Here is a 15,484-nt window from a genome sequence, read left to right on the forward strand (position 1 = left end):
TTATGGGCTGATGCGCGCTAAATTTTGCTCCGCTTGTTATAAAACAACTAGGTATTACGATGGATATCCTCGCTAACTACGGCACTGTCCTGATTATTGTTGCAGCAGCTTTCGGTTTCTTGATGGCTATTGGTATTGGTGCAAATGACGTTGCGAACGCAATGGGCACCTCAGTCGGCTCGAAAGCACTAACCGTTAAACAAGCGATCATTATCGCAATGATCTTTGAATTTGCGGGTGCATACCTTGCAGGTGGTGAAGTTACCGATACGATCCGTAAAGGTGTTATCGAAACCTCTCTATTCGCACATCAACCTGATGTTCTTGTATTTGGCATGATGTCTGCGCTTCTAGCGGCTGGTACATGGCTACTACTTGCGTCATACATGGGTTGGCCTGTTTCTACGACCCACTCGATCATCGGTGCAATCATCGGTTTCGCATGTGTGTCTGTAGGTACTGAAGCGGTTGACTGGGCAAGTGTTCAAGGCATTGTTGGCAGCTGGATTATTACGCCGGTTATCTCAGGTTTCTTTGCTTACGTTATCTTTGTCAGTGCCCAACGCCTGATTTTTGATACCGAGAACCCACTATTCAACGCAAAACGTTTCGTTCCAGTTTACATGTTCATCACGACAATGGTGATTGCACTTGTAACCATCAAAAAAGGCCTGAAACACGTTGGCCTTCACCTAAGTAACGGTGAAGCATGGATGTGGGCAGCGGTAATCTCAGCAGCAGTAATGGCTGGCGGTTACTTCTACATTCAGAAGAAATTCGCTAACCGTGAAGAAGACCACGGCTTCGCAGGTGTTGAAGGTATCTTCTCTGTACTGATGGTTATCACTGCGTGTGCGATGGCATTTGCACACGGCTCTAACGACGTAGCGAACGCGATCGGTCCACTGTCTGCGGTTGTTTCAACGGTTGAGCACATGGGTGAAATCACAGGTAAGAGCACCATCGCATGGTGGATTCTTCCTCTAGGTGGTTTTGGTATCGTCGTTGGTCTTGCGACACTTGGTCACAAAGTAATGGCAACCGTTGGTACAGGCATCACTGAACTAACACCAAGCCGTGGTTTTGCAGCGCAGCTTGCTACAGCATGTACGGTTGTTCTAGCGTCAGGTACTGGTTTACCTATTTCAACGACTCAGACACTGGTTGGTGCGGTTCTAGGTGTTGGTTTCGCTCGCGGTATCGCAGCACTAAACCTAGGCGTAGTACGTAACATCGTAGCTTCATGGATTGTTACCCTACCAGCAGGCGCACTATTGGCAGTCGTATTCTTCTACGGCATCCAAGCGATGTTCTCGTAAGACAGACCGTCAATAGATTGTAAGCGCTTTGTCATTATTGACTCAAACGCACAGAAAGGGAGGCTTTGCCTCCCTTCTTTGTTGCACCGAAGTTTGAAACTGCATAATATTCGTCTATTTCCGGCTCCAATCATTCGGTGCCAAAGCTGTATCCAAGAAAATCGTTAAGGGATTTATTGTGAAAAAACTATTCATCACGGTTTTGTTTACTTTGCTAGCAGCGCCAGCGGCACTAGCGGCAGACCGTTATATTTCTGATGACCTATTCACTTTTATGCACTCTGGTCCAAACAACACTTACCGCATTATGGGTAGTGTTAACGCAGGCTCTAAAGTACAACTGCTGCAAGCAAATAAAGACACAGGTTACACACAGATTCGAGACGACCGCGGCCGCACTGGTTGGGTGCAAAGCAAGTTCGTCACAAACCAAGAGAGCATGGCAATTCGTATGCCTCGCATTGAGAAAGAACTGAAAGAAGTGAAGTCTCAACTTGCGAACGCTCGTCAAAACTCAGACACAGAGAAAGCGGGCCTAGTGACGTCACTGGAAACGCGTAACCAGCAAATCTCTGACCTTGAGAAGAAATACTCAGAGATCAGTGACCAACTGACTTCTGTAGAAACAGAGAACCGCGAGCTTCGCGCTAAGCTAGACACCCAAAAAGACGACATGCTACTTAAGTACTTCACTTACGGTGGTGGTGTTGCAGGTCTTGGTTTGCTGTTTGGTTTGATTCTTCCGCATATCATGCCACGCAGAAAGAAATCACCAGCAGGCTGGGCATAATCGCTTTCAGCTAAACGGATAAAGAAAAGCCAGTCGTACTCGACTGGCTTTTTTGTTGGCTTCGTTTAACGAGATACCTTGTTACTCCCCCATAGAACTGGATGCTCGTCGTCTATCCGTTGCGCCGTAAATCTTGCCATCCTTAACTTCAATCGCATTCAACCCACTCACCACAGGTATTACGTGCACTGGGTAACCTAATTCCATGAACTCCGGAACGAGCATTTCTGCAAAGGTCTTCTTCTCCACCAACAAGCCAGTCGGATCGTAGGGCTTAGTTCGGTCAATCTTGGTGCCGTATTGAATATTCGGTAGATCAATCGCCTCCTGCGCAGACAAGTTCCAGTCGAGAACCCCTACAAGGGTCTTTAAAACATAACCTGGGATTTGCGAACTGCCAGGAGAGCCCACAACCAAACGTAAGTCATTGCTGCTGTCCATGACCATTAAAGGCGTGATGGCTGATCGCGGACGTTTACCTGCCTCAATGGCATTTTGCGTCGGTTTACCATCGACTGTTGGCATGGGAGAGAAGTTTGCCATTTGCGCATTCAAAATCACGCCATCGACCATCACACCCGCTCCCATTCCAGTCCCAACGGTACTGGTCATCGCAATGGCATTGCCCTCTTTATCAATGATGGAAATATGCCCGGTATCTTTGCTCTCAAAGCCTTGGTATTGCGCATACTGCATTGGCGTTACCTGTCCAGCTTTCGGACTATCTTTTGCCACACCATAATCTGGAATCAATTCTCGTCTTTCATCGAGATAATCGTTATCCAACAGTTGCTCAATCGGAGTCTCTATATAATCAGGGTCACCGGCGTAAGCGATGCGATCGGCTTTTGCAACACGCATTGCCTCCGTCATCAAACGCCAAGGTTCAACATCTGTTTTCACCATTTGAGAGAGACCATAAGGTTCAAGCAACTTAAGGCTTTGTGCGACCATCACTCCACCAGAAGCCGGATAACCAAATGACACAACCTTATTGCCTCGATACTCGGTCTCAATGATGTCACGTTGCTTAACTTGGTAGTTTTTGAAGTCCGACAAAGACAGCTTCTCATGTTGGTCGCCAATACGGCTGTTGACTGTCTCAACGATGTGCTTACCAAACTCACCGCCATAGAGGTATTCATCACCTTGTCGAGCGATCTGTTTTAGCGTTTCGGCCATCTTAGGGTTCTTCATCAACGTGCCTGTCGGCTTAATCTCATCGCCTTGCCAATACAGTGCTTTTATCTCTGAGTCTTGTTTCAACCGCGCTTGCTCGCGTACGACAATATCGTAGGTGTAGCTGTTCATAGCATAACCTTCGCTTGCCAATTCAATTGCAGGCTTCATCAATTCAGACCACGCAAGCTTGCCGTATTGCTCATGTGTGGAATAGAGCAATCGTAAGGTTCCCGGAACAGCAATAGAACGAGGGCCAAGAATGTCATTGCGGCTGAGTACTTCTCCGTTTTCTACAAACATATTCGGGTTCGCACTAGAAGGCGCTTCATCTCGACCATCAAGCGCAAGAAACTGTTGCTTATCGTGCTGGTAAAACAAAGCAAATGTACCGCCACCGATACCTGTCATATCCGGTTCAACGACCGACATCACCATCTGCATCGCCACCATGGCATCAACCGCGTTACCGCCTTGCTTCAATATCGTGTAACCAGCACTGCTCACATAAGGATTGGTTGCGCTTACCATAAAATGCTCACCAGTATTATCTGGCGTAATCGGAAAAGGTTCAGGCTTTGCGGCATAGCTCACCGCGGCAACCAAGCTCAAAGAAAAAGTAAGAATACGCATACGTTCCGTATAGACTCCTGTAATTTTATAGAGGTCTAACGTTGACCAAATGCTTATTGCCAAGTTCGTCAATATGGTGTTTTTTTACACAACCCTGACCCGATAAGCATGATCAATCCATCAGCAATATCGAAGCCCTTTTAAGCACTGGTGTAAGGTATATTTTGTTTCTTTGACGGTTTGGAAATCATTAACCAAACCAATAGGGAGAAGCTTGTAGAAGAGACAAAAAAGCCAGCGAATAACTTCACTGGCTTCTATTAGATTCGGGTTAGATCGTTACCCTTTCCATTCATATAATGCAGGAATTCGGATCTGTTCCCCTTGGAACTCGACGATCACAGCTTGTGGTTGGATCTCTTTTAACGTGATTTGACCATCCACCACATCACCTTGGTGGTATTCAACGTTATTGATCTTCACCCAACGTCGCTTAGTATCGCTTGAATACATGTGCGTTTGTAAATTCAATGCAGGCAAGCGGCCATGCCATTGGCGTGCATCATGCTCAAGATCGTTCATCTGAGCTTCTGAGCGCGTAGGCTGATCATTGTTCGCCATCGCATTTTCAACTTTCATCGCTAAATCAGGGGACAACGAAGACAAGTCGAGATCATCTAACGACAGTCCGAGATCATCCTGCCCAACTTTCGTTTGCGAAGTCTGCTTTGTTTTCTCTGGCACAGAAAGTAATGATTGCTCACCCGGCACTGATTCATTACTCACATAGTCTTGCCCGACAAAGGTACCCATACTTCTCGATAACTCTGCGCTTGGCCACTCACGTTGCAGCTGAGCAAGCTGAGTCACCTCAGGGTAGTCAAGCGTTTCAAAGTTTGGTCTTAACTTAACAGGCTCAGGAGCTTGAGCTGGCACTTGAACCGTCATCGGCTCTTGGTCAACCCTGGGGGCTTGCATTTCTGGCGTCAAAAGGTCCATATACCAAGCGACGCCAACAGCGGTTAGGCTTACAGGCAGTAGAAAAAGCCCAATGTGTTTCATCATCGGCATTATGCTTCCTCCTCATTGATTTGCGCTAAGGCTGGAGCATCAGGTTGCGCGCTTTGTTGTAAGCGCTCTAATGTACGTTGACCTGCAATGCCATCCACACCAATGCCTTGCCAGCGCTGGAAGAGTTCCACACGCTCTTTCATTGCACCATCATAAATGTCTGTACTTAGTGGTTGTTCATTTACCGCTTCTGCCAGCAACTTGTCCAACACTTCAATTGCAGGCCCTTCCATATCAAGACGCAGAGTATCTTTTAGAGGCGCTTGCCATAACTCGATGATATTGCCCTGCCACAGTGGTTTTAGCCACGATATAGGTAGGCGTAGGCGCTCCTTACCATTGAGCACTTCCACCTTACCGTCACCAATCGCATACAAAATGACGTAACCCACTTCCCCTTGATAATTCAGTTCTAATATCACTGGACGATTCTGCTGAACCAATAACGGCCATGTTGCCATCTTTCGCTCACAACGCATTGTTGATTGTGGCTCAGATAAACAAAGATTGTCGCGAACTGAAGCGCGGTAGCCCCATAGTTTGTAAAGATCGTTAACGGCTAAATTTGATTGGGTTTGTGCTAACAGTTGTTCACGCTGTTCATTGGTCAATTGCTCATTAACAATTGGGGCAACAACCGCTGGTTGTATTGGCGTTTGAGCAGCAACCGTAGGTACAGTATTTGTTGGCACCTTCATAGGCATATTGTGCGTCACTGCCCAACCAACCCCTAATGCCGCAAACACACCAATGGCAACCGAGCCCCATGCAGGCCATTCAAAGCTACGGCGAATTGGCTTATCCTGCTGATAAATCTCGGCTTGGAACTGCATCACCTCTTCACACGCTTGATGTACTGTCTGTCGATCAACGACTACATTGCCCTTGTAGTAACTCATGCTCAGTGACTTATCACACACAAGGTTGATAAGGCGTGGAATGCCGTGGCTATACTTGGCAATCAGCTTAGTCGAACTGCGATCGAACAACTGCTGGTCACCACCTGCGGTATGCAAACGAAACGCAATGTAGTCAGCGGTTTCCTTTTCATCCAACGGCAATAAGTGATAACGACCAGTAATACGCTGTGCAAGCTGACGTAGCTGCGTCGTTTGCAGCAAGCGTTGTAGCTCTGGCTGGCCAACCAAGAGCACTTTAAGCAGCTTTCTGGTGTCCGTTTCTAAGTTGGTAAGTAGACGCAACTGCTCAAGGACATCAGCGGCGAGGTGCTGCGCCTCATCAATCACTAATAACGTCGTCCAACCTAATTTATGGTTACGCAGCAAGTACTCATGAATCGCTTGGTTAAGCTGCTTGAGCGTCGCATCTTGCGGATAAGTCACTTTGAACTCATCACAAATAGCCTCAAGCAAGTCTCGGCTAGAAAAGGTTGGATTAAGAATCAAGCCTGCTTTGGTGTTCTCATCCAAATTCGCCAACATGGCTTTCGCGACGGTGGTTTTGCCTGTCCCTACTTCGCCTGTCAGCATGGCAAAACCACCACCATCGCCTAACCCCGCCTGAAGATGCGTGATCGCCTCTTTATGACGTTGGCTCAGATACAGATAACGCGAGTTTGGAACAATCGAAAATGGCAGTTCAACAAACCCGAAAAAGTCCTTATACATTAGGATCTCCAGCTAAAACCCTCCCGCAATCAAATCGGGATATTCCTTATTAGACTTAAACAAAGCGCTAAGTTCTTTTAGATGTGAAGAAAAGTACCATTGCTTGCTACAATGTCCAACGTCATATCCATAAATTAAGAGGTAATCCGTGCAAGTTTATTTAGTTGGTGGTGCAGTTCGAGATCATTTGCTCGGAATCGACAGTTATGACAAAGATTGGGTGGTTGTCGGCTCGACACCAGAAATGATGCAAAGCCAAGGCTACACGGCTGTCGGGAAAGACTTTCCTGTTTTTCTTCATCCCAAGACTAAAGAAGAGCACGCCCTTGCACGAACCGAAAGAAAATCTGGCGCGGGTTACACTGGCTTTGAATGTTTCTTTGATCAAAGCGTCACGCTAGAAGAAGACCTTATCCGACGAGATCTCACCATCAACGCCATGGCGATGGATAATGACGGCAATCTATATGATCCTTATGGTGGTCAACAAGATTTGCAGGCGAAAGTGCTACGTCATGTATCGGAAGCTTTTGTTGAAGACCCTCTACGTGTTCTGCGTGTGGCTCGTTTCGCGGCGAAGTTGGCGCATTTGGGCTTTAGCGTGGCAGGGGAAACCATCCAACTAATGCGCGAGATCGCAGAATCTGGCGAGTTGAGCACCCTTACTCCAGAACGTGTTTGGCAAGAATGGCATAAGTCGCTTTCTACTTCCCGCCCAGACGTATTCTTATCTGTTTTAAGAGAGTGCGGTGCGTTAGCCATCGTCCTGCCAGAAATTGATGTCCTGTTTGGCGTACCTCAGCCAGAAAAGTGGCATCCAGAAATCGATACAGGTATTCACACTCTTATGGTGGCCGAGCAAGCAGCAAAGCTGAGTGATTCATTGCCGGTTCGATTTGCCGCACAAGTACATGATTTAGGCAAAGGCGTCACGCCAGAAAGCGAATGGCCGAGTCACAAAATGCATTGTCACACGGGTTTAAAGTTGATTAAAAAGCTGTGTGCTCGCGTGCGCGTTCCTAATGAATTTCGTGACTTAGCATTAATAGTCTGTGAGCAACACTCTAACATCCACCGAGCCGCCGAGCTTAAACCACAAACCATCATCAAAATCCTCAACAAGTTTGATGTGTGGCGTAAGTCAGAACGTTTGCAAGATATTTTAATCTGTTGCCAAGCCGATCATGCAGGTCGAAAAGGCTTAGAAGACCAACCTTACCCGCAAGCAGAGCTGTTTATGCAAGCTTACCAAGCTGCGGCATCTGTCGATGTACAAGCTATCATTAAAGACGGCTTCAAAGGCCCAACTATTCGCGATGAACAAGAGAAGCGCCGCGTTGAAGCAGTAAGAGTTACGCTTGGAAAATAAGCCGATAGGTACATAACGAACAAACAAAAACGCCCGCTATAGAAAGCGGGCGTTTTCATTCGGATTGGGTTTAAGCCGTCAGCAAGAAAGCAAACAAGCCAAAACCTAGAATCAGACGGTAGATAACGAATGGTGTCATGCCCATGCGTGAAATCATCTTCAAGAAGAAGTGGATACAAATATACGCACTGATAAATGAAGTCACGATACCCGTAAGTAAGAAGCCAACATGCACAGGTTCGCCGCTGGTTACTAACTTCATCCCTAAGTAGCCACCAGCCAAAGTGATGATTGGTATCGACATTAAGAATGAGAAACGAGCCGCCGCTTCACGGGTAAAGCCTAAGTAAAGCGCCGCGGTGATGGTTGCACCAGAGCGTGAAGTACCAGGGATCATCGCAAGTGCTTGAGCAATACCAATAAACAGTGCTTTCTTCCAACCCGTTTGGTATTCATCCGCGATTTGCTCTGCGTTCTTATCCACCCACCACAGCAACAAACCAAAGATGATCGTCGTCGTCGCGATCACATACGCACTGCGTAGGTAAATCTCAATGATGTCTTTCATCAATAGACCGAAGACACATGCCGGGATCGTAGCCAATACAATCATCCAAGCTAATTTGGCTTCTTTGCTGCGGTCGCCTTTAAAGATCGAGGCAAACAACGCTTGGAATAGCGTGATCACTTCTTGGCGGAAATAAATCACCACAGCCATCAACGTACCAACGTGAACGGCAACATCAAATGCTAAACCTTGGTCTTCCCAACCAAATATAGCGGAAGGTAAAATCAAATGAGCAGAGCTGGAAATTGGTAAAAACTCTGTCAGACCCTGAATCAGAGCCAAAATAAAGGCTTCAAAGTAACTCATGTAAACAACTCAAAATTAAAGTGAAAAAGAAACGGGTTTGAGTGAATCAACGGGCTGCATCGCCTGCCAAATATCAGCGACAGTACGCCCATCGCCGGGGATCACTAGATGAGGTTCGAGATCATACAGGGGCTTTGTTACAAAAGGATATTTGTAGATATCACTGCGAGGTAACTCAGGTTTTTGTTGCGAAATGCACTCACCGAACAAGACTATATCGAGATCTAAGGTTCGATCCTGATACTTTTGCGCATTTTCCTCACGACCCCACTTAAACTCAATCTCGCGTAGATGCTGACTCAACTCTTCGAGTGACAACTCCGTAAAAAAACTAATCACGAAGTTGTAGAAGTTCTGACTGCTAAAGCCAATTGGCTCGCATTCATATATCGGTGATACGTGGAGATCCGTTCCAAGTTGCTGCAACTCTTGAAAAGCCGCCAACGAATGCCGCTCCCTATCTATGTTGGTACCGACACCGATATAAGCTTTTATCATGCCTGGCCTCGCTCAATCACAACGCCTACCGCGCGTGCTTGAGGAACGGCACCAGGTTTTGCCAAACGAATTTTTACCCAAGGCACAGAGAAGCGCTGCATGATGATGTCAGCCACTTCTTCTGCCACTCGTTCAACTAGAAGGAAACGACCATTTTCGATGTGATTAAGCACCGCTTCACTTACCTGCGAGTAGTCCAATGCGTCTTGAACATCATCACTTTTACCCGCCGGTTTGTTGTCATGCGCCATTTCGATATCCAGAACCAGCTTTTGCTTAATTTGCTGTTCCCAATCGTAAACGCCGATGGTGGTGATTACTTCTAGTTGTTCAATAAAAACTTTATCCAGAGCCATCTTATGTCCTTCTTTTACAGAGGTCGGATACCCGATACGGGCAATTTGATCGTACTATTCTATACCCAAGCAACCTACTGCGGCCTTTAACCACGTCAATTGGTGGCAAAAGTCACTTGGGTATAAACTGCGAAGACTCTTTATATACAAGAAATCCCATAATGCAAGCTCTATCGCAGAGAGTATTTTTGCTCAAAGCCGAATCGCGGTATGATAGCAATTACTCAGGAACTGAGCATTAAATTCCAATCCATCAAGGACTTCTATGGACGCACTGGCACTGATAATGACAATGGCCGCCTATTTGCTGGGATCGATCTCCAGTGCGGTACTCATTTGTCGTTTGTTAAGGCTGCCAGACCCTCGTAAAGTTGGCTCTAATAACCCTGGTGCAACCAATGTGTTACGCATTGGCGGCAAAGGGGCTGCCGTAGCCGTTTTACTCTGTGACATGCTCAAAGGCACCATACCAGTTTGGGGAGGGTACTTCCTCGGTATCGATCCGATCATTCTTGGTGTCATCGCGATTGCAGCCTGTCTCGGCCATATGTACCCAATATTCTTCCACTTTAAAGGGGGGAAAGGTGTCGCAACAGCACTTGGTGCAATCGCCCCTATCGGTCTGGATTTAACCGGTCTTGTTATGCTGACATGGCTGGGGATCGCCGTCTTGTTCCGCTACTCTTCTTTAGCTGCCTTAGTCACCGTTTTAGTGACGCCGTTTTACACTTGGATGTTCAAACCTCAATACACCTTACCTGTAGCAATGTTGTGCTGTTTAATCGTCTTTAAACACCATCAAAACATCCGCCGATTACTTTCTGGCGAAGAACCAAAGATTGGTGAGAAGAAACTGATAGAAAAAAACTCGGCCTAAAACCGAGTTTTCTTTATCTAAATATGGCTTGAAAATCTAAGCGTGCACTTTATTTAAGAAGTCTAACAGCATCTGGTTAACGAACTCAGGTTGCTCCAATGAGCTAATGTGCCCTGCTTCTGGGATCTCAATCAATTGGCTGCCCGTAATACAATCATTCATCAAGTAAGATTCAAACACTGGGCGAGGCTTATCTTCACGACCAACCGCAATCAACGTTGGCAATGCAAACATCTCAGAATCTTCAATCACATCACGACGGCCAAACACCATGCGTCCAATACGAGCGACTTCGACTGCACGCTCACCTTGTAAAGCTTCCAGACTTTGTTTGAATGAAGCGACTAGCTCAGGGTTTACTTGCTCGGCATTATTGGCAAAAAACAGCGGAGTGACGGCCTCAATAATTGGCGCTGGTACGGCTTGCACTTGGCTAATCGTATCTAACATCGCAAAGTACTTCTTGTGCATCACTTCAGGTTCAAGCCCAATGAAGGTATCCATCAACACCAATGACTTCACACGCTGCGGAGCTTGAGCAGTCAGCTCTGCACCCCACATGCCGCCAACAGACAAACCAACAATAGAGAACTGTTCGATCTCCAAATGATCCATCAATGCCAGCATGTGCTGAGCGTAATCCACCAAAGAACGGGTTGAAGCTGGTGCAGCATCTGACTCACCGTGTGCCCAAAGATCTGGCACAATACAACGGTATGACTGGCTTAGCACCTCAATCTGCGGAGCCCACATTTGGCAATCCCACAAATAACTGTGTCCAAATAGCAACACAGGGCCTTCACCCTTATCTAAGTAAGCAAGTTTCTGACCTTCAATTTCAAACTTATTCATTGTTATATCCATTTATTATTCTTGCACATCATCCTATCACTGAAACGATATAGAACTGCTCGCATCAGTCAGGCTTTAACATTAATTACGCAAAGCCTTTCAGTCCAATAGGTAAAAATAAAGGCCTCTTATAAGCAGAGACCTTTATCGTGGTGAATCTATTTCAAACCTTCAGTAGAAGCTTACTTACGCGATTGGCGTCAGTTGGTCGATTGGCCAACGTGGGCGCGCTTCCACAGCCATGTCCGACACTTCGCCATTCTTCAGGCGCTGCATACCAGCGTAGGCGATCATCGCACCGTTGTCGGTACAGAATTCCGTACGTGGGTAGTAAACTTCACCACCGACTTTCTTCGCCAGCTTCTCAAGTTCAGCACGCAGACGACGGTTAGCACTTACACCACCCGCAATCACAATACGCTTCATGCCAGTTTGTTCTAGAGCACGCTTACATTTGATTACTAGTGTCGCACACACAGCTTCTTCAAATGCTAAAGCGATATCTGCACGTGTTTGCTCATCATCACCGTTTGCCGCAATGGTATTAGCAGTAAAAGTCTTGAGACCAGAAAAGCTCATGTCCAAACCTGGCACGTTGGTCATTGGGCGTGGGAATTTAAAGCGACCCGGAGTGCCTTTTTCTGCCAGTTTAGACAGTAGTGGACCACCAGGGTAATCCAAGCCCATTAACTTCGCGGTTTTATCAAACGCTTCACCCGCTGCATCATCAATCGACTCGCCTAGGATTTTGTACTCGCCGATGCCTTTCACTTCCACCATCATTGAGTGACCGCCCGATACCAATACCGCAACAAACGGGAATGGTGGTGGATTGTCTTCTAGCATAGGTGCCAGTAGGTGACCTTCCATATGGTGCACAGGAACCGCAGGAACACCCCAAGCGTAAGCAATACTACGACCAATCGTTGCACCAACGAGCAAGGCACCAACAAGACCTGGCCCAGCGGTGTACGCAACGCCATCAATGTCTTTAGGTGTCAGATTTGCTTCCTTTAGCGCCTCTTTAATAAGAGGAATAGTTTTCTTAACATGGTCACGTGAAGCCAACTCAGGCACCACGCCACCGTAATCCGCGTGAAGTTTTACTTGGCTGTAAAGCTGGTGTGATAGCAGACCTTTTTCATCGTCATAAATCGCGATGCCAGTCTCGTCACATGAGGTTTCAATACCGATAATGCGCATGGTTTTCTCAGTGGGCTTTCTGTATAGAGGAAATTTGGGCGTCATATTACCTTGCCTTGGTGCTTCAAACAAATTTTGTACAGACAATAAGCGATAAAAGGCTTTACAAAGCTTATGTGATCGGATTAAAATTCCGCACCATTTTTGATCAAGCTGGTAATAGACCAAATAATTGTGATTTGGTTTACTGAAATCCAGCGTTAACGAATAACCCCTGAGGTGAAAGGCATATGCCAGTAGTTAAAGTACGTGAAAACGAACCGTTCGACGTTGCTCTACGTCGTTTCAAGCGCTCTTGCGAAAAAGCAGGTATCCTTTCTGAAGTGCGTCGTCGTGAGCACTACGAAAAACCAACTACAGTTCGCAAACGCGCTAAAGCAGCAGCTCAAAAGCGTCACGCTAAGAAGCTAGCTCGCGAAAACGCTCGTCGCGTTCGCCTGTACTAATAACTGAGCTCCGGAAAGGAATTTAGTTATGGCTCTGATTGAACAACTCAAAGAAGAGCAAAAATTAGCGATGAAAGCCAAGGACAAATTGCGCCTTGGTACTATTCGTTTAGCCTTATCAGCAATTAAGCAACGTGAAGTTGACGAACAGATCACTCTGAACGACGACGACATTCTTGCTGTGTTGACCAAAATGGTTAAACAACGTCGCGACTCTGTTACGCAGTTTGAAGCAGCAAATCGTCAAGATCTTGCTGATGCTGAACGAGCAGAAATTACAGTTCTTGAGGATTTTATGCCTCAACCACTGACAGACGAAGAAGTAGCAGCTCTTATCGAGAACGCGATTACTGAATCTGGTGCAGCTGGCATGCAAGACATGGGCAAAGTAATGGGCGTTCTGAAGCCGCAAATTCAAGGGCGTGCAGATATGGGTAAAGTGAGCGGTTTAGTTCGCGCTAAATTGGCTTAACACCCCACCCAATTGCAGCAAGCCGTGCTATCCTTTGGAACGCACGGCTTGTTTGTATCTGAATGAATGGAATAACGCACGGTCGTATGCATGCTTTTCTCCATAACTCATTCACACCAATCATGATTTTTCTTTTTTGTTAGGTTTTATGGCTGGACACATCCCACGCAGTTTTATTGATGACCTTCTAGCTCGACTTGATATTGTCGACATCATTGACGCGCGCGTGAAACTTAAGAAAAAAGGTAAAAATTACGGCGCTTGCTGCCCTTTCCATAACGAAAAGACCCCTTCATTCAGTGTCAGCCAAGAAAAGCAGTTCTATCACTGTTTTGGTTGTGGCGTGCATGGCAATGCCATCGACTTCATTATGGAGTTCGAGCGCTTAGAGTTTGTCGAAGCTATTGAAGAACTGGCGTCTTACCTCGGGTTAGATGTTCCTCGCGAACAACGCAGCGGTGGTGGCGGTCAGTTTCAATCAGGACCACAAGCCAGCAGCAGCGAAAAACGTAGCCTTTACGATTTAATGGGCAGTATTTCTCAGTTTTATCGTAATCAACTCAAGCTACCAGCAAGCAAAGTTGCCATTGAATACCTAAAAGATCGTGGATTATCTGGCGAAATCGTCCAGAAGTTTGGCATCGGCTATGTGGCCGATGAATGGGACTTAGTCCGTAAGAACTTCGGCCAGAACAAAGATAACCAAGACATGCTAGTTACAGGCGGCATGTTGATTGAAAACGAAAAAGGTAACCGTTACGACCGCTTCCGTGGCCGTATTATGTTCCCAATTCGAGATCGACGAGGCCGAGTGATTGGTTTTGGTGGTCGTGTATTGGGCGACGGCACCCCGAAATACCTCAACTCACCGGAAACGCCAATCTTCCATAAAGGTAAAGAGCTATACGGCCTTTATGAAGTCTTACAGGCATATCGTGAACCACCACGAATTTTGGTGGTTGAAGGGTATATGGATGTTGTCGCGTTAGCGCAATATGGCGTAGATTACTCTGTCGCTTCATTGGGCACGTCAACGACTGGCGACCACATTCAAATGCTGTTTCGTCAGACCAACACCGTTGTGTGTTGTTACGATGGCGACCGCGCAGGTAAAGAAGCCGCTTGGCGCGCGCTGGAAAACGCACTTCAATACCTGAAAACAGGTAACACATTGAAGTTCTTGTTCTTACCTGATGGCGAAGACCCGGACAGCTACGTTCGTAAATACGGCAAACAAGCCTTCGAACAACAAATCGAACAAGCGACACCGCTTTCGAGCTATCTGTTTGATAACCTGATTGAATTGCACCAAATCAACTTGGGCAATAATGAAGGTAAGTCGGCACTGCGTGCCTACGCAAGTGCACTTATCGACAAGATACCTGATCCCTACTTTCAGGAGTTACTCGAAAAGCTGCTTGATGAACGCACTGGTTTTGATAACCGCTTACGTCAACCACGTAAGAAGAGCAATGAAACTCGACCTCAGCCGCACAAAGAGATCAAACGAACTCCGATGCGCGAGGTTATCGCTCTACTTATTCAAAATCCGAGCTATGCTCAAATGGTACCGGATCTTTCCTCAGTGAGAGATTTATCCATACCAGGCCTAAGTTTATTTGTTGATGTACTTGATAAATGTCAGGCACATCCCCATATCAACACAGGCCAATTATTAGAGCATTGGCGAAATAGCCAAAATGAGACCCTTCTGTCTCGTCTGGCGAGCTGGGATATTCCGCTCGTAGAAGACAACCTTGAAGAAATATTTTTAGACTCACTGGACAAAATAATTGCCCAGTGCGTAGAAAAGCAAATTGAAAACCTGCAGGCCAAAGCAAGAAGTGTCGGTTTATCAGCCGAAGAGAAAAGGGAGCTGCTAGCTTTAATGCTAGATTTAAAAGCGTAACCCTGATTAATTAGTCAGCAACAATTAAATTTGCTATAGTAAGTGGTTTGCATTTCGCATACTGATTC

Annotated in this window: 15 protein-coding genes; 7 read left to right on the plus strand and 8 right to left on the minus strand. The window is 46.4% G+C overall.

Annotation, left to right across the window (positions count from 1 at the left end; all coding sequences use genetic code 11):
- The first annotated feature begins 59 nt into the window (after window positions 1–59).
- Window positions 60–1,319 (plus strand): inorganic phosphate transporter, encoded by a 1,260-nt coding sequence (locus tag L1076_RS19370; RefSeq protein WP_038866198.1) that lies wholly within the window; start codon window positions 60–62, stop codon window positions 1,317–1,319.
- Window positions 1,320–1,497: 178 nt separating this feature from the next.
- Window positions 1,498–2,109: a TIGR04211 family SH3 domain-containing protein gene (locus L1076_RS19375; RefSeq protein WP_038866196.1), complete on the plus strand. Its 612-nt coding sequence runs from the start codon at window positions 1,498–1,500 to the stop codon at window positions 2,107–2,109.
- Between the two features lie 81 nt (window positions 2,110–2,190).
- Here L1076_RS19375 and ggt read toward each other — a convergent pair whose 3' ends face one another.
- The 3 genes from ggt to L1076_RS19390 all read right to left on the minus strand — a co-directional run bounded on the left by ggt (window position 2,191) and on the right by L1076_RS19390 (window position 6,560).
- Window positions 2,191–3,921, minus strand: coding sequence for a gamma-glutamyltransferase (ggt, locus tag L1076_RS19380; protein ID WP_237304296.1), 1,731 nt, complete (start codon window positions 3,919–3,921; stop codon window positions 2,191–2,193).
- Window positions 3,922–4,200: 279 nt separating this feature from the next.
- On the minus strand, window positions 4,201–4,932 hold the full coding sequence (locus tag L1076_RS19385) for a general secretion pathway protein GspB (RefSeq protein WP_063344045.1): 732 nt from the start codon (window positions 4,930–4,932) through the stop codon (window positions 4,201–4,203).
- Window positions 4,932–6,560, minus strand: coding sequence for an ExeA family protein (locus tag L1076_RS19390; RefSeq protein ID WP_237304297.1), 1,629 nt, complete (start codon window positions 6,558–6,560; stop codon window positions 4,932–4,934). Before L1076_RS19390 ends, L1076_RS19385 begins: the two co-directional genes overlap by 1 nt.
- A gap of 148 nt (window positions 6,561–6,708) precedes the next feature.
- On the opposite strand from L1076_RS19390, the gene L1076_RS19395 reads away from it, so the two are divergent.
- On the plus strand, window positions 6,709–7,929 hold the full coding sequence (locus L1076_RS19395) for a multifunctional CCA addition/repair protein (protein ID WP_237304298.1): 1,221 nt from the start codon (window positions 6,709–6,711) through the stop codon (window positions 7,927–7,929).
- A gap of 70 nt (window positions 7,930–7,999) precedes the next feature.
- Here L1076_RS19395 and L1076_RS19400 read toward each other — a convergent pair whose 3' ends face one another.
- From L1076_RS19400 to folB, 3 genes are read right to left on the minus strand one after another with little or no spacing between them, the layout of a single operon-like run.
- Complete coding sequence (locus L1076_RS19400) at window positions 8,000–8,803, minus strand: undecaprenyl-diphosphate phosphatase (RefSeq protein ID WP_038866187.1); 804 nt, start codon at window positions 8,801–8,803, stop codon at window positions 8,000–8,002.
- Window positions 8,804–8,818: 15 nt separating this feature from the next.
- Entirely contained in the window at window positions 8,819–9,301 is a 483-nt protein-coding gene (gene folK / locus L1076_RS19405) for a 2-amino-4-hydroxy-6-hydroxymethyldihydropteridine diphosphokinase (protein ID WP_038866185.1), read from the minus strand.
- Window positions 9,298–9,657: a bifunctional dihydroneopterin aldolase/7,8-dihydroneopterin epimerase gene (gene folB / locus L1076_RS19410; protein ID WP_038866183.1), complete on the minus strand. Its 360-nt coding sequence runs from the start codon at window positions 9,655–9,657 to the stop codon at window positions 9,298–9,300. The genes folK and folB overlap by 4 nt, the downstream gene beginning before the upstream one ends.
- Before the next feature lie 265 nt (window positions 9,658–9,922).
- On the opposite strand from folB, the gene plsY reads away from it, so the two are divergent.
- On the plus strand, window positions 9,923–10,534 hold the full coding sequence (gene plsY / locus L1076_RS19415; protein WP_038866181.1) for a glycerol-3-phosphate 1-O-acyltransferase PlsY: 612 nt from the start codon (window positions 9,923–9,925) through the stop codon (window positions 10,532–10,534).
- A 36-nt stretch (window positions 10,535–10,570) separates the two neighbouring features.
- Here plsY and L1076_RS19420 read toward each other — a convergent pair whose 3' ends face one another.
- The gene (locus tag L1076_RS19420) at window positions 10,571–11,386 is read right to left on the minus strand and encodes an alpha/beta fold hydrolase (protein WP_237304299.1); all 816 of its coding nucleotides are present in this window, start codon (window positions 11,384–11,386) and stop codon (window positions 10,571–10,573) included.
- Window positions 11,387–11,572: 186 nt separating this feature from the next.
- Window positions 11,573–12,589 (minus strand): tRNA (adenosine(37)-N6)-threonylcarbamoyltransferase complex transferase subunit TsaD, encoded by a 1,017-nt coding sequence (gene tsaD / locus L1076_RS19425; RefSeq protein ID WP_038866177.1) that lies wholly within the window; start codon window positions 12,587–12,589, stop codon window positions 11,573–11,575.
- Between the two features lie 230 nt (window positions 12,590–12,819).
- Between tsaD and rpsU the strand changes: the two genes are divergently transcribed.
- The 3 genes from rpsU to dnaG all read left to right on the plus strand — a co-directional run bounded on the left by rpsU (window position 12,820) and on the right by dnaG (window position 15,416).
- Window positions 12,820–13,035: a 30S ribosomal protein S21 gene (gene rpsU / locus L1076_RS19430; protein WP_001145625.1), complete on the plus strand. Its 216-nt coding sequence runs from the start codon at window positions 12,820–12,822 to the stop codon at window positions 13,033–13,035.
- Between the two features lie 28 nt (window positions 13,036–13,063).
- Window positions 13,064–13,507, plus strand: coding sequence for a GatB/YqeY domain-containing protein (locus tag L1076_RS19435; protein WP_042605348.1), 444 nt, complete (start codon window positions 13,064–13,066; stop codon window positions 13,505–13,507).
- 148 nt (window positions 13,508–13,655) lie between these two features.
- Window positions 13,656–15,416: a DNA primase gene (dnaG, locus tag L1076_RS19440; RefSeq protein ID WP_038878269.1), complete on the plus strand. Its 1,761-nt coding sequence runs from the start codon at window positions 13,656–13,658 to the stop codon at window positions 15,414–15,416.
- Window positions 15,417–15,484 lie beyond the last annotated feature (68 nt).

The sequence above is a fragment of the Vibrio sp. MMG023 genome (genome assembly GCF_021654215.1).
GTDB lineage: Bacteria > Pseudomonadota > Gammaproteobacteria > Enterobacterales > Vibrionaceae > Vibrio > Vibrio jasicida.

Bases quoted from the DNA above. Each gene is read 5' to 3' on its own strand.
- L1076_RS19370 (WP_038866198.1), top strand. From the start codon at position 60: ATGGATATCCTCGCTAACTACGGCACTGTCCTGATTATTGTTGCAGCA.
- ggt (WP_237304296.1), bottom strand. From the start codon at position 3,921: ATGCGTATTCTTACTTTTTCTTTGAGCTTGGTTGCCGCGGTGAGCTAT.
- L1076_RS19385 (WP_063344045.1), bottom strand. From the start codon at position 4,932: ATGCCGATGATGAAACACATTGGGCTTTTTCTACTGCCTGTAAGCCTA.
- L1076_RS19390 (WP_237304297.1), bottom strand. From the start codon at position 6,560: ATGTATAAGGACTTTTTCGGGTTTGTTGAACTGCCATTTTCGATTGTT.
- L1076_RS19400 (WP_038866187.1), bottom strand. From the start codon at position 8,803: ATGAGTTACTTTGAAGCCTTTATTTTGGCTCTGATTCAGGGTCTGACA.
- folK (WP_038866185.1), bottom strand. From the start codon at position 9,301: ATGATAAAAGCTTATATCGGTGTCGGTACCAACATAGATAGGGAGCGG.
- folB (WP_038866183.1), bottom strand. From the start codon at position 9,657: ATGGCTCTGGATAAAGTTTTTATTGAACAACTAGAAGTAATCACCACC.
- plsY (WP_038866181.1), top strand. From the start codon at position 9,923: ATGGACGCACTGGCACTGATAATGACAATGGCCGCCTATTTGCTGGGA.
- L1076_RS19420 (WP_237304299.1), bottom strand. From the start codon at position 11,386: ATGAATAAGTTTGAAATTGAAGGTCAGAAACTTGCTTACTTAGATAAG.
- tsaD (WP_038866177.1), bottom strand. From the start codon at position 12,589: ATGCGCATTATCGGTATTGAAACCTCATGTGACGAGACTGGCATCGCG.
- rpsU (WP_001145625.1), top strand. From the start codon at position 12,820: ATGCCAGTAGTTAAAGTACGTGAAAACGAACCGTTCGACGTTGCTCTA.
- L1076_RS19435 (WP_042605348.1), top strand. From the start codon at position 13,064: ATGGCTCTGATTGAACAACTCAAAGAAGAGCAAAAATTAGCGATGAAA.
- dnaG (WP_038878269.1), top strand. From the start codon at position 13,656: ATGGCTGGACACATCCCACGCAGTTTTATTGATGACCTTCTAGCTCGA.